Source organism: Dietzia sp. ANT_WB102 (assembly GCF_008369165.1).
In the GTDB taxonomy this organism is placed as follows: domain Bacteria; phylum Actinomycetota; class Actinomycetes; order Mycobacteriales; family Mycobacteriaceae; genus Dietzia.
The window spans coordinates 873181-892609 of the sequence record NZ_VOBA01000001.1; the positions used below are offsets into that span (position 1 = coordinate 873181).

At 69.6% G+C, this 19429-nt stretch carries 20 protein-coding genes and 1 pseudogene; 8 read left to right on the forward strand and 13 right to left on the reverse strand.

Going from position 1 to position 19429, the window contains the following annotated elements; translation table 11 throughout:
- Positions 1 to 113: 113 nt before the first annotated feature.
- Together FQ137_RS03945 and FQ137_RS03950 are read right to left on the reverse strand one after the other, a co-directional pair.
- The gene (locus FQ137_RS03945; RefSeq protein WP_149291230.1) at positions 114 to 1484 is read right to left on the reverse strand and encodes a cytochrome P450; all 1371 of its coding nucleotides are present in this window, start codon (positions 1482 to 1484) and stop codon (positions 114 to 116) included.
- A gap of 151 nt (positions 1485 to 1635) precedes the next feature.
- Positions 1636 to 3288, reverse strand: a complete 1653-nt coding sequence (locus FQ137_RS03950) for an acyl-CoA dehydrogenase family protein (RefSeq protein ID WP_149291231.1) — start codon at positions 3286 to 3288, stop codon at positions 1636 to 1638.
- A 201-nt stretch (positions 3289 to 3489) separates the two neighbouring features.
- On the opposite strand from FQ137_RS03950, the gene FQ137_RS03955 reads away from it, so the two are divergent.
- Positions 3490 to 4005 (forward strand): hypothetical protein, encoded by a 516-nt coding sequence (locus FQ137_RS03955; protein ID WP_149291232.1) that lies wholly within the window; start codon positions 3490 to 3492, stop codon positions 4003 to 4005.
- Between the two features lie 127 nt (positions 4006 to 4132).
- Here FQ137_RS03955 and FQ137_RS15315 read toward each other — a convergent pair whose 3' ends face one another.
- From FQ137_RS15315 to FQ137_RS03970, 4 genes are all read right to left on the reverse strand, one after another.
- The gene (locus tag FQ137_RS15315) at positions 4133 to 4285 is read right to left on the reverse strand and encodes a hypothetical protein (RefSeq protein WP_188064763.1); all 153 of its coding nucleotides are present in this window, start codon (positions 4283 to 4285) and stop codon (positions 4133 to 4135) included.
- A 15-nt stretch (positions 4286 to 4300) separates the two neighbouring features.
- Positions 4301 to 4753 carry a hypothetical protein gene (locus tag FQ137_RS03960; protein WP_149291233.1) on the reverse strand — a complete coding sequence of 151 codons (453 nt, stop codon included), beginning with the start codon at positions 4751 to 4753 and terminating at the stop codon, positions 4301 to 4303.
- Between the two features lie 165 nt (positions 4754 to 4918).
- Positions 4919 to 5743 carry an acyl-CoA thioesterase II gene (locus FQ137_RS03965; protein WP_149291234.1) on the reverse strand — a complete coding sequence of 275 codons (825 nt, stop codon included), beginning with the start codon at positions 5741 to 5743 and terminating at the stop codon, positions 4919 to 4921.
- 535 nt (positions 5744 to 6278) lie between these two features.
- On the reverse strand, positions 6279 to 6773 hold the full coding sequence (locus FQ137_RS03970; RefSeq protein ID WP_149291235.1) for a hypothetical protein: 495 nt from the start codon (positions 6771 to 6773) through the stop codon (positions 6279 to 6281).
- Positions 6774 to 6898: 125 nt separating this feature from the next.
- Between FQ137_RS03970 and FQ137_RS03975 the strand changes: the two genes are divergently transcribed.
- On the forward strand, positions 6899 to 8254 hold the full coding sequence (locus FQ137_RS03975; protein WP_149291236.1) for an alpha/beta hydrolase domain-containing protein: 1356 nt from the start codon (positions 6899 to 6901) through the stop codon (positions 8252 to 8254).
- Here FQ137_RS03975 and FQ137_RS03980 read toward each other — a convergent pair.
- The 4 genes from FQ137_RS03980 to FQ137_RS03995 all read right to left on the reverse strand — a co-directional run bounded on the left by FQ137_RS03980 (position 8244) and on the right by FQ137_RS03995 (position 12277).
- Positions 8244 to 8936 (reverse strand): lysoplasmalogenase family protein, encoded by a 693-nt coding sequence (locus tag FQ137_RS03980; RefSeq protein ID WP_149291237.1) that lies wholly within the window; start codon positions 8934 to 8936, stop codon positions 8244 to 8246. The two genes, FQ137_RS03975 and FQ137_RS03980, sit on opposite strands and share 11 nt — an antisense overlap.
- Positions 8937 to 8974: 38 nt before the next feature.
- Positions 8975 to 10381, reverse strand: a complete 1407-nt coding sequence (locus FQ137_RS03985; protein ID WP_255583548.1) for an MFS transporter — start codon at positions 10379 to 10381, stop codon at positions 8975 to 8977.
- Positions 10378 to 10881 carry a MarR family winged helix-turn-helix transcriptional regulator gene (locus FQ137_RS03990; protein WP_370452305.1) on the reverse strand — a complete coding sequence of 168 codons (504 nt, stop codon included), beginning with the start codon at positions 10879 to 10881 and terminating at the stop codon, positions 10378 to 10380. Before FQ137_RS03990 ends, FQ137_RS03985 begins: the two co-directional genes overlap by 4 nt.
- Positions 10882 to 10951: 70 nt before the next feature.
- Positions 10952 to 12277: an alpha/beta fold hydrolase gene (locus FQ137_RS03995; RefSeq protein WP_149291238.1), complete on the reverse strand. Its 1326-nt coding sequence runs from the start codon at positions 12275 to 12277 to the stop codon at positions 10952 to 10954.
- A 233-nt stretch (positions 12278 to 12510) separates the two neighbouring features.
- Between FQ137_RS03995 and FQ137_RS04000 the strand changes: the two genes are divergently transcribed.
- On the forward strand, positions 12511 to 13053 hold the full coding sequence (locus FQ137_RS04000) for a hypothetical protein (RefSeq protein ID WP_188064765.1): 543 nt from the start codon (positions 12511 to 12513) through the stop codon (positions 13051 to 13053).
- A 34-nt stretch (positions 13054 to 13087) separates the two neighbouring features.
- On the opposite strand, the pseudogene FQ137_RS04005 reads toward FQ137_RS04000, so the two are convergent.
- Positions 13088 to 13453: pseudogene (locus FQ137_RS04005) on the reverse strand (ChaB family protein).
- A gap of 89 nt (positions 13454 to 13542) precedes the next feature.
- Between FQ137_RS04005 and FQ137_RS04010 the strand changes: the two are divergent.
- From FQ137_RS04010 to FQ137_RS04025, 4 genes are all read left to right on the forward strand, one after another.
- Complete coding sequence (locus FQ137_RS04010; protein ID WP_149291239.1) at positions 13543 to 13830, forward strand: metal-sensitive transcriptional regulator; 288 nt, start codon at positions 13543 to 13545, stop codon at positions 13828 to 13830.
- Positions 13831 to 13897: 67 nt separating this feature from the next.
- Positions 13898 to 14113, forward strand: a complete 216-nt coding sequence (locus tag FQ137_RS04015; protein WP_149291240.1) for a heavy-metal-associated domain-containing protein — start codon at positions 13898 to 13900, stop codon at positions 14111 to 14113.
- 5 nt (positions 14114 to 14118) lie between these two features.
- Positions 14119 to 16503 carry a cation-translocating P-type ATPase gene (locus tag FQ137_RS04020; protein ID WP_149291241.1) on the forward strand — a complete coding sequence of 795 codons (2385 nt, stop codon included), beginning with the start codon at positions 14119 to 14121 and terminating at the stop codon, positions 16501 to 16503.
- Positions 16503 to 17342 (forward strand): tryptophan-rich sensory protein, encoded by an 840-nt coding sequence (locus FQ137_RS04025; RefSeq protein ID WP_149291242.1) that lies wholly within the window; start codon positions 16503 to 16505, stop codon positions 17340 to 17342. Before FQ137_RS04020 ends, FQ137_RS04025 begins: the two co-directional genes overlap by 1 nt.
- Before the next feature lie 15 nt (positions 17343 to 17357).
- Here FQ137_RS04025 and FQ137_RS04030 read toward each other — a convergent pair whose 3' ends face one another.
- Complete coding sequence (locus FQ137_RS04030) at positions 17358 to 18062, reverse strand: A24 family peptidase (RefSeq protein WP_255583554.1); 705 nt, start codon at positions 18060 to 18062, stop codon at positions 17358 to 17360.
- 66 nt (positions 18063 to 18128) lie between these two features.
- Between FQ137_RS04030 and FQ137_RS04035 the strand changes: the two genes are divergently transcribed.
- Positions 18129 to 18833 carry a superoxide dismutase family protein gene (locus tag FQ137_RS04035; protein ID WP_149291243.1) on the forward strand — a complete coding sequence of 235 codons (705 nt, stop codon included), beginning with the start codon at positions 18129 to 18131 and terminating at the stop codon, positions 18831 to 18833.
- On the opposite strand, the gene FQ137_RS04040 is transcribed toward FQ137_RS04035, so the two are convergent.
- A complete protein-coding gene (locus tag FQ137_RS04040; protein ID WP_149291244.1) occupies positions 18834 to 19406 on the reverse strand; it encodes a peroxidase-related enzyme in 573 nt (190 codons plus the stop codon).
- Positions 19407 to 19429: the final 23 nt, after the last annotated feature.

Sequence of the window (19429 nt, forward strand, 5' to 3'; positions counted from 1 at the left end):
TAGCCGCAGCGCCGCCCAGCAACCTCCGCTGAGTGGTCACATCCGTTCACGTTCTCCCAAGTGGCAGGTCTTGGAATGCGACGTTTGTGACCACTCGGCGGACGAGGCGCGGTTCAGACGGAGCGGGACCGGACGAGCGGCCGAAGCGAGACGGGCAGCCCGTCCGAGGGATAGGGCAGGGAGTCGTTCTTCATGGGCGGGACGTAGTCCAGTGGGACCGTCCACTCGAAGTGGCGCAGTAGCGCACTGAGGACGAGTGTGGACTCGAGGTTCGCGAAGATCATGCCGAGGCATTTGTGCACCCCGCCGCCGAACGGCTCCCAGGCGAAGCGGTGCGACTTGTCCTCGCGACGCTCCTCCGAGAAGCGCTCCGGATCGAAGATCTCGGGGTCCGTCCAGTACTCGGGCATGTGGTGGGAGTACAGCGGCATCACCGAGGTGAGTCGGCCGGCCGGGATCTCCACCCCCAGGATCTCGGTGTCCTTGACCGTCTTGCGTGCGAGCACCGGGACCGGCGGGTGCAATCGCAGCGACTCCTTCATCACGAGCGCCAGGTCCGACAGCTCCTCGATTTGGGCCAGGCCGGGGTTCGGTCCGAGATCGAGGCACTGGCGACGGAGCCGGTCCTGCCACTCCACATCCCGGCCGAGCTCGTAGACCATCGACGTCACCGTGCTGGTGGTGGTGTCGTGCGCAGCCATGAGCAGGAAGATCATCTGGTTGATGATGTCGTCGTCGTCGATCCCCCCGGAGGCGTCCGCCACCTGGCACAGCGCCGAGAACAGGTCCTCCCCGGGGTTTGCACGCCGGGCGGGGAGGTGGCGGCGGAGGAAATCCTCCAGCAGCCGCCGGCCACGGGTCGCCCGGCCCCATTTGGTGAACGGCACGGGCGCGGTGGATCGGATGTAGCCGTTCGCCGCCTGGACGCAGTCGACGAATGCGGTGTTCACCCGGTCGATCTCACCGGGGGCGGCGTATTCGGTGCCGCCCATGAAAACCTCGGTCGCCAGGTCCAGCGTGTGCGACTTGAGCGCGGGATAGATCTGGAACGCCCGGTCCGGGGACCAGCCGGCGATCCCCGCCTCGACGAGCGGTGCGAGGGTCCGCGTGTACCCCTCGAGCCTGGGGCGGGTGAACGCCTCCTGCATGAGGCGCCGGTAGTGGCGGTGCTCGTCAAAGTCCAGCAGCATCAGTCCGCGATTGAAAAACGGCCCCACCAGGTATCCCCAGCCGGGGCCGTTGGCGAACGCCTTCTCACCGTTCTGCAGCGCGGCCTGGCACGCGTCGGGGCCGATCAGCGCGGTCCACTTGGCCCCGAGGAAGGTCAGGTCAGAGACCGGGCCGTGATCGCGGTAGCGCCGGGCCATCATCGCGAGCGGACTGTGGACGTACTCGAGGGTTCCGCCGAGGATCGGCAGCATGGCGCGAAGCGGGGCCGGGCCGGGCCGGTACACCCTCTCGCGTGGATCACCAGGGATTGACATTAGACACCTCTTTGTCGGGTGACCCCAGTGTGTGACACCACTCATGAAATGTCAGCGGATTTTCGAAACTGACGGTGTCGTTTCTCGTAATCGCCGTGTCATCGTGTCTGCGATTCGCCGGGGGTGGCGGGATCGGCCTGACCGCGTGCGGTCAGGCACGGGCGACCAGTGCGTCGACGTTCACGCCGTCGGGTAGGGCCCCGTACTCGGCCGAGCGGTCATCGCCGAGCCGGGCCAGACAGAACGCCTCGGCGACCGGCGCAGGGGCGTGAGCGAGCAGCACCGCGCCCTGCTGAGCCAACGCCATCGCCTCGACCAGCCGGCGGGCGATCGTCGGAGCCGCCGCCGAATCCGCGGCGGCACGGCCGATCAGACCGCGGACCCGCTCAACGTGCCGGTCGTACAGGTCGTGGCCGCCCATTTGCGCAGCCAGCTCGGCGTCGAACGCTGCCACCGACTCCGGTTCGCGGGCCATCGCCCGCAGCACGTCCAGGGCAATGACGTTGCCCGAGCCCTCCCATACGGCCAGCACCGGCTGCTCGCGGTAACGGCGAGCGAGCGGGAACTCCTCGGTGTATCCGTTACCGCCCAGGCATTCGAGCGACTCGTAGGCGTGATTCGGGCCGCGCTTACAGACCCAGTATTTGGCGACCGCGGTGGCCAGTCGTCGATAGGGGGCGAACTCCTCGTCGTCGTACGCCGACGCTAGCCGCGCCGCCGTCCACGTCGCCGCCTCCGACTCCAACTGCAGGTCTGCCAACACCGCAGCCATCGCCGGCTGATCCACCAGCGCGGCGCCGAATGCAGCCCGGTGTCGGGCGTGCCACGCCGCCTCGGCGACGCCCTGGCGCATCCCCGCCGCCGCTCCGAGCACACAGTCCAGCCGGGTACGGCCGACCATCTCGATGATCGTCCGCACACCGCGGCCGGGCTCGCCGACCAGCCAGCCGAGGGTGCCGTCGAACTCGACCTCGGAGGACGCGTTGGACTTGTTGCCCAGTTTGTCCTTCAGTCGCTGGATGAGGAACGGGTTGCGCTCGCCCCCGGGCAGGACGCGGGGGACGAGGAAGCAGCTCAGCCCCTCAGGGGCCTGGGCCAGCACGAGGAAGGCGTCCGACTGAGGGGCGGAGCAGAACCACTTATGGCCGCGCAGGACGTGGGCCCCCGCGCCGCTGGAGCCGCCTGTCATCAGCGGCTCTGCGGTGGTGGTGTTGGCGCGGACGTCCGAGCCGCCCTGCTTCTCGGTCATCGCCATCCCGAACAGTACGCCCGACTTGGTGGCGGGATCGCGCAGGTCGGGGTCGTAGACGCGGGACAGCAGAGCGGGCTCCCACTCGGCGGCCACCCCGGGGCTCAGCCGCAACGACGGGACCACGGCGTGGGTCATGGACAGTGGGCATCCGTGACCGGCCTCGATCTGCGAGACCAGCATGAACCCCACGGCCCGCTCGACACTCGCCCCCGGGCCCGGGTCGGCCCAAGCCGAGGTGTGCAGGCCGTGGGAGACCGAGTACTCCATGATTCGGTGGTAGGACGGGTGGAACTCGACCTCGTCGACTCGGTTCCCCCACCGGTCGTGCGCGCGGTGCACCGGTGTGTAGGTGTTGGCCAGCTCAGCGTCGTGTTGGTACTGCTCGGAGCCCACGTGGCGGCCGATCTCGTGGAACCGCTCGACCTGCGCGTGCGGCGAGAAGACCGCCACGGCCTCCTGCAGCGCCGGATTCAGGGCGTACTCGTTCACGTCCACCCGGGGCGGCGCCTGGTTGAGGACCTCGTGGGTGGTGTGGTTGCGCGTGGCGGACATGGCAGACCTCCTGGGCGGTCGGCGAACGGGGGGCGCGAGGGGGTGGGCCGCCGACTGTCACCACCGTACCCAGATCGGCCATTCCAGTGAGGCTCACGTCACACTTGCGTGAGGGTCGTGGGTAACGCAGTCGCCCGACTGTCAGATATCACCTACGAGGGCAGCACGCCCTCTGCGGAAAGTTCGGAAAGGACGGACACCATGTCCCGAACCACCTTGTCCCGAACCACCAGGACACTCACCGCCACCGCGTTCGCCGCCGGCCTCATCGCCGCGGGCGCCCCCGCCGCGACCGCGGTCAACACGGATTCGCTCATGGGCCCGCCGGCCGGCTGCGGGGTCGACGTCCAGAGGGTCGCCGAACAGACCCCCGGCCCGTTCCCTGGGGTGGGCTGGACCGTCGGCAAGTCCGCCAATCTGTGCGGCAACCTCGGGTTCCTCTTCCTCGAGACCCGCGGAGGGACCGGCTCCTCGCCCACCAAGGTCCTGCTGTACCACCACGGTGCGCAGGTCGCGACGCAGCCCGGGAGCACTCCGCGCGTCCTGCTGGGGCAGCACAGTGACTTCCACGTGGAGCTGCGCATCCAGCAGGAGCCGCCCGCCGGGGAGCCGAACGCCAACGCCACCTACCTGTCCACCGTCTACGTGTGGAACCCGTTCGCCGGCGAGGGTGACGCCACCCCGATCGGCCCGTTGCCTGCGGGCATCACCCTCTAGTGGAGCGGTGAGGTGGCGGCATGAGCCGGTCGGGTCCGTCGAATGGCGCCATCGCGGCCGCGGTCATTGCCGTGGCTGCGGTCGTGATCGGAGGCTCGGTGGCGATCGGGATCCGACTCGCGGGCGACTACTCAGGTGACGGGGTCGCCTCGGGACCGATTACCTCGATCTCCGCGACGGCTGTGGATCGCCCGGATCGGACGCGCAGCCGCACGGCGACAACGACGACGCCCACCACCACCGCGCGCCAGGCCACGGCCTCGTGCGATGCCCGATCCATCAACGCCGATCTTGGCTACCCGGACAGTGGCTCGCGGGTCATCGACTGCGGCGGAGGATGGGCGGTGATGGCGAGCGAGCACTCGGGCGATCCGTACTGGGTGGCGTTCCGCGACGGCCGCTGGCGGACGGTCCGCGACGTCTCGATGTACCAGCTCACCTGCCCTGACGAGGCCATCGCGAAGGGCGCGCCGGGGTGGATGGCGCGCAAGCACCTCGACACCTGTGCGTCGCTCAATCCGCGGACAACCCTCTCGCGGACGAACTCGCGGACCGCGCCGCAGCCCTCGTCGTCGCCGCGGCCGTCCGCGGGCGTCACGTCCCGCCCGTCCACCTCGGCCAGCTCGCCGACATCGTCGGCCACCACGACATCGCCGACCGCGACGTCACCGACCACGGCGTCTCCAACTGCGTCGTCTCGGAATGAGGCGTCGCCGAGCGCGAAGGCCTCGACAGCGACGCCCTCCACCCGGCCATAGCGGCATTGGTACTAGCGGGGCTCGGCCACCCAGCCCGGCCATGTTTGGCAGGTTCTCGAGGAAGAACGCAGGACGCAACCACCGTGACCGGGATGTGGAGCCCGGCCAGGTACCTCTCGATTTCGTGCTGCCGCCCGCCTCTTGGACGGCGGAGGTCAGGGTTTGAAGTACATCATCTGCGTGCCGGTGGCGAGCAGGATGCCGTCGCGGCTCCACAGGCGGGCGGCCTCGTCGTGGTAGTTGCCGTGGAACCGATGCGAGTGGATGCTGCCGAGCAGGAAGTCGGTGCCCTGGGCGGCAATCTCGTCAGCGGTGGCCAGGAAGTGGATGGTCAACGTCACCGTCCCCGCCGGGACTGGCCGACCGAGCCGCAGGAACGCGCGGGGGAAGAACGAATCGCACAGGGCTGTGAGTGCGAGATAGTCGAGTTCGCGGGTCGGGGCGTTGCGGATCCACATCGTCGTCGTCGACTCCGGTTGGGGTTCACCGGAGTCCACGGCGTCCCACCCGCCGGTGACGAACCGCATGTCGTAGTTGTCCACCCACCGCACCCCGCGGTCCGACGCCGCGGCGGTGATTTCCTCCGGCGCGGAGACGGCCGGCGGGGCGGTCTCGGTCTCCGACCACGTCTCGCGGCGCATGCCGGTGATCGCGGTGGCGGTGGTGACGACCTCGCCGCCCTGGCGCATCTCCACCCACCAGTGCTGGTTGGAGCGGTTGGTGCGAGCGGGGCGGGCCTCGATCTCGAACTCCCCCTCGGCGACAGGCCCGGCGTAGTTGAGGGTCAGCGCGAGCGGATCGCCGTGCCTGTCGGGGTGCTGCAGGATCGCGCCCAGCATGGTGGCCGCAGTGATGCCGCCGAACGGACCGACCATGTTGGCCCACGCCCCGTGGGTGCGGCCGCGGACCAGGTTCTCGCCGATCGGCTCCAACGCAACGGCCTCGTCGAACACGTGGGTGGGTGCGTCCTGACTCGTCATGGAATCTCCTGAGGGGCGGCTGGCGCGGCGAAGTGGGTGCGGGCTCTCACCGTACCGAGGGGGGCGACGACGGCGAGGATGACGACGAGGATCTTGCCGGGCGCAGGGGATCCGCCGCGTATCGCCGGGGGCACCGAAGTCGCCGCGGCACAAACGTGATGGTTCGCTTATATTGACCAGCTCGGCAACTCTGAATAGGATTGCCACCACATCACACCCGGTGTGCTGAGCCTGGCGGGAGTGGGATGATGACCGGACTTCCCCGCGCGCTGGAGTCGAGATCGTTGGTCGCGGCACTCGCGGCTCTCGCTGTTGTGCTTGTGGTCGCGACCGGTCTGGTCGTGGCATTCGTGCGTAACGGTGACGACCGCAATCCACCAGTGTCGGCCAGTACGAGGATGTCCGCGTATCAAACCTCCACCGAATCGCCGCGGATGTCGAAACTCATCCCCCCGTCGTCCGCGCCGGAGATCACCGGACTTCTCGAGGTGTCGGGTCCGGCGTGCGACGCCCCGGTGATCACCTCGGATCTCTCCTACCCGGATAGCGGCGCGCGGATCATCGACTGTCGGTCCGGCTGGGCGGTCATGGCCAGCGGTCTGTCGGGCGACCCGTACTGGGTGGCGTATTCGGACGGCCGGTGGCGCAGGGTCACGGACGTATCGATGCACCTGGGTAGCTGTCCGGATGCCGCGATCGCCAGGGGAGCCCCGGCGTGGATGGCGGAGAAGCACCTCGGAGACTGCGCGCAACACAAACCCCGGGAATCTACTAGAGCGACGCCTCCCGGAACGCTTGCTGGGGCGCCCCCTCGGACGCTACCGCGCAATCCTCTGCGCAACCTCCCGAGCACGTCCCTGCGCACGCCCCCCGTGTTGATCGCGCCCACGTCCGCGCCCCTGGCCGCTCGCACCAGTACGAGGACGCCGACCTTGACGCCGACCTTGACGCCGACCCTGGCGTCGACCCCGACGCCGTCCGACCTCTCCGCGTCATCGGCGACAACCTCCGCGCCGACCAGTGTCAGCACGGTGACGTCCTCACCGACCAGTGGGGAACCCGCGCCCGCGGAAGACGTCGCCCCCAGGTAGCGGCCCACGCAGCTGTGGGCGAAACGCGTCCGGCTGCGGCGCCGATCGGGAGAGAATCGCAGCCATGCAGCCAGTGATGACTCCGATGTTCACCGAACTCTCCGAGGGCCGGATCGCCCCGCCCATGACTGCCCGCCAGGGCCCTGACCTCGCATCGGCGGGGTACACGGAGACGGAGTGGGCCGCGTCCGGCGAGGCGGTGTCCTACTCGGTGGGCGAGCTGCCCACCGATGGTCGTATCTCGCTGGCCCAGGCGGACTCGGCGCCGTTCGCCACGCGCGTGCTGGTCCGGCGCCCCGGCCCTGAGCGGTTCAGCGGCGTGGTGCTGGTGGAGTGGCTCAACGTCAGTGGAGGCCAGGATGCGGCGCCGGAGTACACCTACCTCGCTGACGAGATCCTCCGGTCCGGCCACGCGTGGGTCGGTGTGTCGGCGCAGTTCATCGGCGTCGAGGGCGGCGACGCGGCCGTGGGGATGGGCGGCCAGACCGGCGGCCTGCGCGCGCAACGGCGTCAGCGCTACGGCGACCTGCACCATCCCGGCGACGCCTACGCCTACGACATCGTCACCCAGGTAGGCCGCTCGTGTCGCGGCGCCTGGGGGGACGGCCCGCTGGCCGGCCTCGCGCCGGATACGGTAATCGCGATCGGGGAGTCGCAGTCGGCCATCGCCCTGACCTCCTACATCAACGGAGTGCATCCGCTGGCGGGCGTATTCGACGGGTTCCTGCTGCACAGCCGCGGCGGCGGGGCGCTGCCGTTCGATGACCACGGCCGCGCGGCTGGCATCGCCACCGCCGTCTCTTCGCCCACCGTGCTCCTGCGCGACGACCTCGACACCCCCGTGATGGTCGTGCAGGCCGAGGGCGATCTCGGCGGACTGCTCGACTCGGCCCGTTCGCGTCAGCCCGATTCGGACTCCATCGTCACCTGGGAGATCGCCGGCCAGGCGCACGCCGACGCCTACCAGCTGGGCGAGCTCGCCGGGTTGGTCGACTGCGGCGGCGCCATCAACAGTGGCCAGCAGGTGTTCGTCGTCCGGGCCGCGCTGCGGCACCTGCTGTCGTGGGTGGCCGGCGGGGCGCGACCGCCTGCCGCACCGCCGGTCGAGATCGACGACGACGGCGAGGTGACCACCGGCGACTTGGGCATCGGCCGCGGTGGCGTGCGGACCCCGGCCGTGGAGGCACCCGTTGAGAGGTTGGTCGGCGCCCCGTATCCGCAGGCCGCGCCGTTCTGCATGCTTCTCGGTCGCACGGAGGAGGTGGCCGAGGAGCAGTTGCGCCGGCGGTGGTCGGGTCGCGACGAGTACCTGCGGGCCTATGAGGAGGCCACCGACAGGCTGATCGCCGAAGGCTTTCTGCTGGCCGACGACCGCGATGAGATCCTCGCCGATGCCCGCCCGGAGCGCATCACCTGGTGAGACGATCACGCCCGCGGCGAAGCGATGAGCCCCCGGCTGGGCGGTCCGGGGCCCTGGCGAGCAGGATGATCACCACGAACAGCGCCTGCGCGGAGACGTAGGTAGCCATCACGACTAGATCGCGCTCGGGCCAGTCCACGAGGTCGGGCCGGAAGGCGTCCAGGGCGATCAGTCCGTCGGAAAGCACGAAAAGTGCCCCGCCGAGCCCGCCGACCCAGCCGTGGCTGGCGGCGAGCCACGCGACTGCGAGCAGGAGCAGGCCGTAACCTACGACGGCTGGAGCGAGCGCCCCCGCCTCTGGCACCGTCACCGCCAGCAGCGCGACCGCGACCACGACGAGCAAGAGGGTCCACGCCATCGGTGCTCGGCCCCGCTCCACGCGAGTGAACGCCACAATCCACAAGACCTGCGCTACGGCGAAGCCGGCGACCATCGCCAGGAACCGGGCATCCTCCGGCACGACCTTTGGTAGCGAGTCGCCGACCCAGCTCCCGGCGAGCGCACCCAAGGCCCACGGCCAGGCGGGGCCGCGGTCCGCGCGTGGCAGAACCAGCAACACCAGGGCGAGGGCGGGCATGAGCAGGACCTGCGTCGATGCGGCCGCGGTCGTCGCGTCGGTCATCAGCGCGACCAGGTGGACCACGGTGACGATCGACACGGGGATCCAGCTCAGCGGGCGCATGACCGAACGGTATCGCGGGCAGGTGCCGGCTGCTGGCGCTACTGGAGTGCTCGTCGTCGTCGACCCAGGACGGTGTGCACCACTAACGCGAGCATCACCGCCGAGCAGCAGATGACGCCCACCCCGAACGCCATGGTGATGCCCTCGCCGGTCGAGTTGGTCGAGCCGGACGGGTGGGCGGCGAGGACCGCTCCGGACAATGCCGCGCCCACCGCCCCGCCGACCGTGCGCAGGACCTGGTTGAAACTCACCGCGCTGCCGAGTTGGTCCACCGCGACACTGCGGGCGATGAGCGCGGGCATCGCGGCGTATCCGGATCCGATCCCGGCGCCGAAGAGGAGCATCCCGATGGCCAACGTCCAGAAGTCACTGTGCCGCAGCCAGAGCAATATCGACGCTACCGTCATCACGGCCGCGCCCGCGGGGAGGAACACCGCCATGTCGAACCGGCGTGACAGTGCGCGGACGGTCCGGTTGGCGGCGAAGCTGCCCGCCGAGAGCGGCGCCATCATGAACCCCGCCCACATGAGCGGCACCGCCAGTCCGAAACCTGTCTCGGTGGGCGCCTGCGCCACCAGACTCGCGATGGACAGGCCGATGTACATGGCGGTACCGAGGCCGATCGCGGTGGCGTTGGCCAGCAGGACCTCGGGTCGGCGGACCACGCGCAGGTTCACTAGGGGGTGGCGGGTGCGAATGCTGTGCACGACCCACAGGAGCAGGGTATTCAGCGCGACCACGAGGACGACGAATGCTGTGGCCGACCCCCAGCCCCAGGTCTGCGCCTCGGAGATCCACAGCAGCAGCGCGGTCAGCCCGCCACCCAGCAGCAGTGCCCCGGTGACGTCGAACGGGGTGCGGGGTGCGAGGGGGTCGGGACCGGCGGGGATGTATCGCCAGACTCCGAGCGCGGCGGTGGCCACGAACAGGGCGGCGAAGCCGAACGCGGCCCGCAGATCGAAGGCGGCGGCGAGGATGCCGGTGAGCGGGTAACCCAGACCCATGCCCACGGAAACCGTGACCGACAGCGTCGAGATGGTGGGTTGGGCGGCGGTGAAGGGCAGGTGCCGGCGGGCGAGGGCGATGGTGATGGGCACCGTGCCGTAGAGAAGTCCCTGCAACCCGCGACCGATGAGGAAGACGGTGAAATTCGGCGCGATCGTGGCGACGACGGAGCCGAGAAAGATCACGCTCAGACTGGTCAGGAGTAGTTTTCGCGTGTGCGGACCATCGGCGAGGCGGCCCATGATCGGGGTGGCGACCGCCCCGACGAGCAGGTTGGCAGTGAGCATCCACTGCGCCGTACTGACGGGGATGGCGAACTCCGTGGCCACCGACGGCACCAGCAGCATGCCGAGGGAGCTGACGATAGAGCTGGTCATGGCGGCGTAGACGAGGGCCGTGACGAACCAGCGGGGCGCGGGTCGGCGGCCGGGGGCGGTCACTGCCCGGCCCCGGTTCCGCGCCCGGTGATTCCGGCGTCCAGGCGGCGCAGCAGCGGGAGGGCCGCGGCCAACGTCGCGCGGTCGGCGTCGTCGAGATGGTCGGCGACCGCCCGGGTGAGCCAGTCCTGGCCGGCGCTGAGTTCGGCGCGCAGCCGCTCCCGGCCGGCGTCGGTGAGGGACACGAGTGTCCGCCGACCGTCCGCCGGGTCGGGACTGCGGGAGACCAGTCCCAGCTCCTGCAGTTCGCGGACGGCGTTGGCCACCGCCTGGTGGCTGATCCGCTCGAGGCCAGCCAGGTCGGTCGCGGTCATAGCGCCGCGGCGGTCCAGGTGCGCCAGGATCCCGGTCTTGCCGAGCGACAGCGTCCGGCGAGCGTTGAACTGGCGCCACAGCGGGCGCAGTGCCTCTCGGAGGTCGGCCGCGAGGCTCATCGGGCCGGCGGAAACGGCCGAGGCAGGGTCGACGGGATCCTTCGTGGGTGGGTCGGCGTGGTCCGTCACTCCACAAACTGTACAACTAAGTTGCGCAACCACATTGTGGATCCGGTCGGCCCGGCGCCGCGTCACCCCGTCAGTAGGTCCCGCAGTTGTTGGGCGCTGGGGCGCCTGCGATCCGGTCGGCGAGGTATTGCACGTTGCCCTCAAGTCCCGTGAGCATGGGTGCGGCATGGTTGAGCACCATGCCGGGCGCCACCGGCGGTAGCGGGTCGATGACCATGTCGACGGCGGCCCCCTGCGCGCACCAGTCGCGGCCCAGCTGCTGTGACTGGTGTCCGGCGACGACGTCGTCGTTCACCGGGGAGAGGATTCGCACCGGTGTTGTGGGCGTGATCCGGCCGATCCGCTGGAGTTCGAGGAATTCCTTGAGCCGCGGCTCGGAGCGCACGATGTCGTCGGCCGACCGGCCCGAGACCGTGAAGTCGGAAGTGCGCTGCCGAAAGAACTGGACCGCGGTCTCTGCCATGCACTGGTCGGCGGTGGCGGCGAGCATGGCGCGCCCCCGGTCGTTGAAGTACGGCGTGATCAGCGGTCCCATCTCCGGGTACGTGTCGATCATGCTGTTGAGGGCGTAGCCGATCACTCCTGAGATCGCCGAGCCGTCGGCCTGATTGAGTGTGGCGAGCAGGTCGGCTGGTGGTGAACCGGCGACCGTGCCGACCAGGTTGACCTCCGGCGCGTACTGGGACTGGAGCTCCGCGGCCGCGGCCACGGCACCTCCGCCCTGTGAGTATCCGATGAAGACCGTGCGGGCACCCGGCTCGATGTCCGCGCCCGGCGCCTGGGCTGCGGCGCGCGCGAGGTCGAGCACGGCGTGCGCCTGGGACTCACGGTGGACGTACGAGTGCAGGCCCGGGGTGCCTAGCCCCTCGTAGTCGGTTATGGCGACTGCGTATCCGCGGGCGAGTAGTGCGTAGGTCTGGATGATCTCGTACCCGATGCCGACGCCCGGCGGGTCGGTGCGGACGTTCGCCAGGTTCTGCATCGTCTTGGACGGAGCGCAGTGGTCGCCCTGTCCCTGCGTACCCGGCGCGACCACGGCCAGCGGGCGCGAGCCACCGCCAGTCCACGGCGCGCGCGGCTGCACGTAGGTGCCGGTCACGGCGGTGCCCTGGCCGCGTGAGCCTATCGAGGTGTACATGATCCGCTGCGCGTCAGCGGAGATCGGGCCGGCGGCGTCTGTCACGAATTCCGCTCCCGAGATCGAGGGGATCGCCCCGACCAGCGGGAATGACTCACCCTTGATGAAGGCTCCCGGCATCGCGGGGAGTTCGGCCGGCGGCTGGTAGAACGCGGGCGCCGGGTCGTTGGACGATCCCTGTGCGCCCGCAGCGGGCGCCGCCAGAGCCCCTCCGGCGAATGCGGTGGCGATGACGGCGGCGAATGCGGATGCGCGCATCGCGAATCGATGGTGTGGCACGGTTCCCCCGAGATGCTGTGGTGCGAGTCACTGGCAAGCGGAGTGTAATCCGTGAATGCCTGCCGTGGGCGTCGTCTCTGGACGAGCTGCACCGGTGCTCGTCCGCGTCCGGCCGGGCCGTGCCCGCTCGGTGGTGAGGAGCCCCGCAGCGACATAGGATGTGACGTAGTTCACGCGATCTTCCGTGTGGGCCCGATGGAAGGGTCGCCGCTATGACCACGAACCACACCCGCGCTCCCGAGGGTCCGAACTCGCCCGCCAGAAGTCGGGAGCCTGTTCCGGTCTTACGCAGTCGCGTCGGCGGGCCGATAGCCTTCGTGGGCTTGGCGGTCGCCCTGCTCAGTCTGGTGTTGCCATGGGTGTCTGGCGGAGGGCCTTCGATCACCGGGCTGGGGTTGACAGACGCGCTCGGCTTGCGCGCCTTCACTCCAGTGAATTTCCTCGGCCTCGTTGTGATGGCGTTCCTCGCCTCGGTGACGCTGGTCGCCCGGCTGGGCATCTTCGCGATTCTCAACGCGATCACAGCGGCCCTGGTCCTGGTCGCCCACCTGGTCTTTGTCTGGGTGTTGTACAACTCGACCGGCACCTTGAAGCCGATCCTCAGCGGCCTGCCCGCGGAAACTTCGGTCAGTTACGGACCCTATGTCGCGGTGATCGGATTCGTGTTGGTGATCGTGGGGTCGGTGGTGGCGGCCAGGTCGGCCGAGTACCTGATGCCGGACCGGGCGGAGGCGCGGTTGCTCGACCGCGGCTGAGCTGCGGCCAGGTCTGGCCGGCCCGGCCGGACCGTCAGTCGTTCCGGCTCTGTTCCGCGGCGCGGTCGTTCGCCCTGCGCAACGCGTCGACGAGTTCGTCCTTCGTCATGTCGGAGCGACCCGGGATGTCCAGTTTCTGGGCGTGTTCGTACAGGTGCTCCTTGTTCGCGTTGGCGTCGACTCCCCGTCGACTCCCTGGGCGGCCGCGGACCATCGCTCCCGGACCTGGAGTCTGAGGGTCCGGAGGACTCCTTCGGCTCCCAGTGGTCACCGACCTTCTCGTGGGTATGTTTGACCGCGCCCTATGTGGTGCGGGCGGCCCGGGACTCGTCGTACTGCTCTTCGCGGAGCGATTTGCCTTCACAAAGGTGTCCTTGGCTTTCTGATCGCCACGCTGCATCGGGGAGGGAAGCTCGCCGTCCTTGGCGTTTCCGTCCTTACCGTTTTTCCCCCTTTTCGTGAGTACCCTAGGGGGGTATCGTATGCGTCATGGCCGAGCACGGATACACCCCGCACAAGGAAGACCATCTCAAACGACTGCGCCGAATCGAAGGCCAGGCGCGGGGCCTGCAGCGGATGGTCGAGGAGGACAAGTACTGCATCGATATCCTCACCCAAATCTCCGCCATGACCCGCGCCCTGCAATCCGTCTCATTGATCCTCCTCGAGGAGCACCTCGGCCACTGCGTCGCCGGCGCGATCGAGCACGGCGGACCCGAGGCTGAGGCCAAGCTCGCCGAGGCCAACGCCGCCATCGCCCGCCTGGTCAAGTCCTGACCGGTTGCGACCGCGAACACCGCACACCACAGAGAGCACGATCCGTCAAGATCCAGAGGAGAGCACCATGTCCGCTACTGCCACCTACACCGTCTCCGGCATGACCTGCGGCCACTGCGTCGCCTCCGTGAAGGAGGAGGTCTCGGAGATCTCGGGAGTCACCGAAGTCGAGGTCGACCTGGAGTCGGGTCGCCTCGTCGTCGTCTCCTCCGACCCGGTCGATCCCGCGACGGTCCGCGCCGCTGTGGACGAGGCCGGGTACACCGTCACATCCGAAGCGTGAGTCCCATGACCACCAGTGAATCCACCGCGCCCACCGCTGGCACCACCTTCGTCGAGCTGCAGATCGAGGGCATGACGTGCGCCTCGTGCGCCAACCGGATCGAGCGCAAACTCAACAAACTCGACGACGTCACCGCCGAGGTCAACTACGCCACCGAGAAGGCGCGCGTCCGGATACCCGAGGGGCTACAGCCGCAGCTCCTGCTGGACACCGTCGAGCAGGCCGGCTACCACGCGCGGCTGCCGCGCCCCCGGAACACCGCACCCCGCACGGCCGCCGCCGACGGGGCCACGGCCGCCACGGGCAACGCAGGCAACGCCACCGACGACACTGCCGCGCCCGACCGGGTCGACGAACTGCGCCAGCGTGTCGTCATCTCGGCAATCCTGTCGATCCCCGTCATCGCCATGGCCATGATCCCGCCGCTGCAGTTCACCAACTGGCAGTGGCTGTCCCTGACCCTGGCCGCCCCGGTCATCGTGTGGGGCGCGTGGCCGTTCCACCGCGCCGCCGCGATCAACCTGCGCCACGGTGCGTTCACCATGGACACGCTCGTCTCCCTCGGCACGTCCGCGGCGTTCCTGTGGTCCCTGTACGCCCTGTTCTTCGGCGACGCCGGCATGCCCGGCATGACCCACGGCTTCGAGTTCTCCCTCTCGCCCAGCGACGGCGCCGGGGACATCTATCTCGAGGCCGCCGCGGGCGTGACCACGTTCATCCTGCTCGGCCGCTACTTCGAGGCACGGTCAAAGCGTTCGGCCGGCGCGGCGCTCAGGTCGCTGCTCGAGCTGGGCGCGAAGGACGTCGCCGTGCTCCTCGGCGGGGTGGAGACCCGGATCCCTGTGGAACATCTGCAGGTCGGCGACGAGTTCGTCGTCCGCCCCGGCGAGAAGATCGCGACCGACGGCGACATCGTCGACGGCTCCTCCGCGATCGACACCTCAATGGTCACCGGTGAGTCCGTGCCCGCCGAGGTCGGCCCGGGCGACGCCGTGGTCGGCGGCACCGTCAACGCCAGCGGGCGCCTGATCGTGCGCGCCACCCGCGTCGGCTCCGACACCCAGCTCGCGCAAATGGCACAGATGGTCGAGGATGCCCAGTCCGGCAAGGCCGCCGCGCAGCGTCTGGCCGACCGCATCTCCGGTGTGTTTGTTCCCGTCGTGTTGGTGTTGGCGGTGGCGACGTTCGCCTTCTGGATGGTCGCCGGCGGCGGTGCGGCCCTGGCGTTTACTGCGGCCGTGGCGGTGCTCATCATCGCCTGCCCGTGCGCGCTGGGGCTGGCCACGCCGATGGCCCTGATGGTCGGCACCGGCCGCGGTGCGCAGCTGGGCATCCTCATCAAGGGGCCGGAGGTCTTGGAGTCCACCCGCAAGGTCGACACCATCGTGCTGGATAAGACCGGCACCGTCACCACCGGCCAGCACGCGCTGGTCTCTACGACTGTCGCGACTGGTGAGGACCGCGCCGAGGTGCTGCGCCGCGCCGGCGCCGTGGAGGACGCCTCCGAGCACCCCATCGCCCGCGCCATCGCCGCCGGTGCGCGTGAGCGGGTCGGCGACCTGCCGGCGGTGGTGGGTTTCCGCAATCATGAGGGGCTGGGCGTATCCGGTCGGATCGCCGCAGGTGATGGCCTTGAGGGCGCCAGCGCCGCCGGTGGTGTCACGGGTGATGACGACGACGAAAACCTGGTCGTGGTGGGGCGCCCCGCACTCCTCGCTGAGCGGGAGATGCCTCTGACGGAGGAGCTACAGCAGGCCATGGACGACGCCTCGGACAGCGGTCAGACGGCGGTCGCGGTGGGCTGGGGCGGTAGGGCCCGCGGAGTTGTGGTGGTGGCCGATCAGATCAAGGAGACCTCCGCTGAGGCAATCCGACGCTTCCGGGAATTGGGACTGACTCCGATCCTGCTGACCGGCGACAACGCCAAGGTCGCCGCGTCCGTTGCGGCGCAGGTCGGCATCGATCCCGGCCCAGAGACGGTAATTGCCGAGGTCATGCCCGCCGACAAGGTCGAGTTGGTCCGCCGCCTGCAGGCCGAGGGGCGAGTGGTGGCGATGGTGGGCGACGGCGTCAACGACGCGGCCGCCCTGGCCACGGCCGACCTTGGCTTGGCGATCGGCACGGGCACCGACGCCGCGATCGAGGCCTCCGACCTCACCCTGGTCCGCGGTGATCTGCGGTCGGCGGCCGACGCGATCCGGCTTTCGCGCAGCACGCTGGGCACGATCCGGGGCAACCTGTTCTGGGCGTTCGCCTACAACGTGGCGGCACTCCCGCTGGCCGCGGCGGGGCTGCTCAACCCGATGATCGCGGGCGCGGCGATGGCGTTCTCCTCGGCCTTCGTGGTCGCGAACAGTCTGCGGCTGCGTCGGTTCCGGGCGGTGGTCTGATGAGACACCACAGACAGTCCGCATCCGATACCTCGCCGACGGGGTGGGCGCTGCCAGTCGTCACCGTGCTGGGCGTGACCGTCGCGATCGTGGCCGCGTTCATCGGCAGCGGGGCGCTCGGCGGTACACCGATCAACGAGGCTGCCGGGGGAGCGCTGTCCGCCGACGCCACGCCGGTGGCGCCCGCCGGGTCGGCGTTCGGAATCTGGAGCGTGATCTATCTGGGGCTGGCCGCCTACGCGGTGTGGCAGCTCGCGCCGGTCGCCCGTCGGTCGGCACGGCAGGCGGCGCTGCGGCCGTGGGCGCTCGCGTCAGCGCTGCTCAACGGGGCGTGGATCTGGACGGTGCAGCTGGACCTGTTGCTCGTCTCCGTGCTGGTGATCGTGCTGCTGCTCGCGGTGCTGATCCGCATCATGTTCATCCTCGGCGCGCCCCGAAGCGGAGGGTGGCTCGAGGTCGTCGTGACTGACGTGACGTTCGGTCTTTACCTGGGCTGGGTGTCGGTGGCGTTTCTGGCCAACGCGTACGCGTGGCTCGCGGATGCGGGCGTCGATGTGGTGACCGAGGTGCCGTTCGGGATCGTCGGCATCATCGTGGCCGCGGCCGTGGGCGTGGCGTCTGCGTTCATCAGCGGTGGTCGGATCCCGCCGGCATTGGCCACGGCCTGGTGTCTGGCGTGGGTGGCGTACGGCCGGACCGAGGGCGCGCACGAGTCGAGGTCGCTGGTGCTCGCGGCGGCGATCGCGTCCGTCGTCGTGGTCGTCACCGCCGTGGGGTTCCGGCTGGCCCTGCGGTCGAGTCGGTCCGGTCGGTCGGCCCACGCCGGCCGGCCATCCTGAGCGTGACTGCGCGGCTCAGCCCGCCACTGCGGCGGACCGCACCGCCCAGTAGCCGGCGCCGAGCACCGCGCCGAGCACCATGGCCGGTCCGAACGCGATGCCGCTCTTCGCGTTGACCCGCCGAGCCGCCAGCAGCACGAGTGCGACCGCGGCGTTGATGACGAACGCGGCCAGCGTCCCGGCCAGCACGGCGGGCCAACCCAACCAACCGAGAAACGCCCCCAGCACGCCGGAGAGTTTGACATCGCCGAGGCCGAGGCCGGTCGGGTTGATCAGCGCCAACACGAAGTAGAACGCGAGCAGCGCGGCCGCCGCGGCGGCGGCTCGGCCGAACGCTCCCCAGCCGCCGGTGAGGGCGGCGGTCGTGGCCAGGCCGGCCAACACCACGGGGTAGAGGGGGCCGACGATCGCGTCGGGGAGCCTGAAGACCGCCAGGTCGATCGTGACCAACAGGCCACACCCCACCGCGAGCACGGCGAACGTCGCGAGCTCAGCCCAGGTGGCCGCGAGCACCGCGGCCCCGGCGCCCCCGGCAGCGGCGAACGTGACGTGCACTCCGCTGCGCAACCACCGGGACTCGGACTCGGCGATCGTGCGCATCCACGGCCCGAGAGCGGCGGCGGCGCCACCGCAGACGAGCGCAGTGACCAGCGCGGTGACGAGAGCGGGCATGGGGGAGAACGCCTCCATCATGTCGATCGCGGGCGAAGGCGCGGTCACCAGCGGTTGCAATGCGAGACCACCTCGGTACCGTATCCGCCACGACCCCGTCCAAGGAGGTTTCCCGTGACCGCACGCACCGTGACCGTTGCCCGCCGCGCCCGCAGGGGCGCGACCTTTGCCGCGCTCAGCGCCGCCGCACTACTGGCCGCGTCATGCGGAACAAGCGACGACTCGTCCGCAGCGCAAGGAGATACCGGATCGCAGCCGGCCGCCACGACGACCGTGACAGCCGCTGGCGAAGAGGGCGGAGCTGGCGGCGGCGAGGTCTTCGCGACCGCCGAGCTGAAGAACCCGAATGGCGAAGCGCGGGGCACGGCGGAGTTCGCCAAGGCTGACGGCGGAACGCTCGTGACCGTCAATGCCACTGGCCTGACGCCCGGCTTCCACGGCCTGCACATCCACGGTGCTGGACTGTGCGAGCCCGACAGCGCCAACCCGACAAACCCGGAGGAGCGGGGCGCGTTCCTGTCGGCCGGCGGCCACCTTGCCGGTCCGAACGGCGAGGCCAGCCATCCCGAGCACGCCGGCGACCTGCCGACCCTCTACGTGGCCGAGGACGGAACCGCCCGGATCGTCACACTCACCGACCGCCTGGATCGCGACCTCCTGCTGGACGAGGACGGCTCGGCCCTGATGGTCCACGAGAAGTCCGACAACCTCGCCAACATCCCCGAGCGCTACGCGCCCGCTGGTGCGGACGAGGACACGAAGAAGGCCGGCGACGGCGGTAGCCGCATCGCCTGCGGTGTGGTCACCGAGCAGAAGTAATCACTTCTGCCGCGGCACCCGGCCCATGAGGTAGAACTCCGTGTTCGGCCGCATGTCGGTGGCGTTCGCCAGCCGATTGCTCAGTCCGAACAATCCGGTGATGGCGGCGATGTCCCACGCGTCCTCGTCGTCGAGGCCGTGCTCGTGCAATGCTGCGAAGTCGGCGTCGACCAACTCATCCGAGCGCAGATTGACCTTGGTTGCAAAGTCGCAGATGGCCCGCTCGCGGGGCGTGAGGTCGGCCTTGCGGTAGTTCACCGCCAACTGGTCGGCGATCAACGGATCCCGCTTCACGATCCGCAGGATTGCCCCGTGGGCCACCACGCAGAACAGGCAATTATTTTGCCCGGAAATGGTCACCACGATCATCTCCTTGTCCGCCTTGGACAGGTTGCCTTCGCGCTCCATCAGCGCGTCGTGGTAGGCGAAAAACGCCCTCGACTCCGCCGGGCGGCGGCCGAACATCAGGAACACCTCGGGCACGAACCCCGCTTTCTCCTGCTCGGCGAGGATCCGCTCGCGCAGATCGTCGGGCAGGTCGGCGAGTTCGGCGAGGGGATAGCGGTCAGACACAGCGGGCTCCAAGGGGTCGGCGG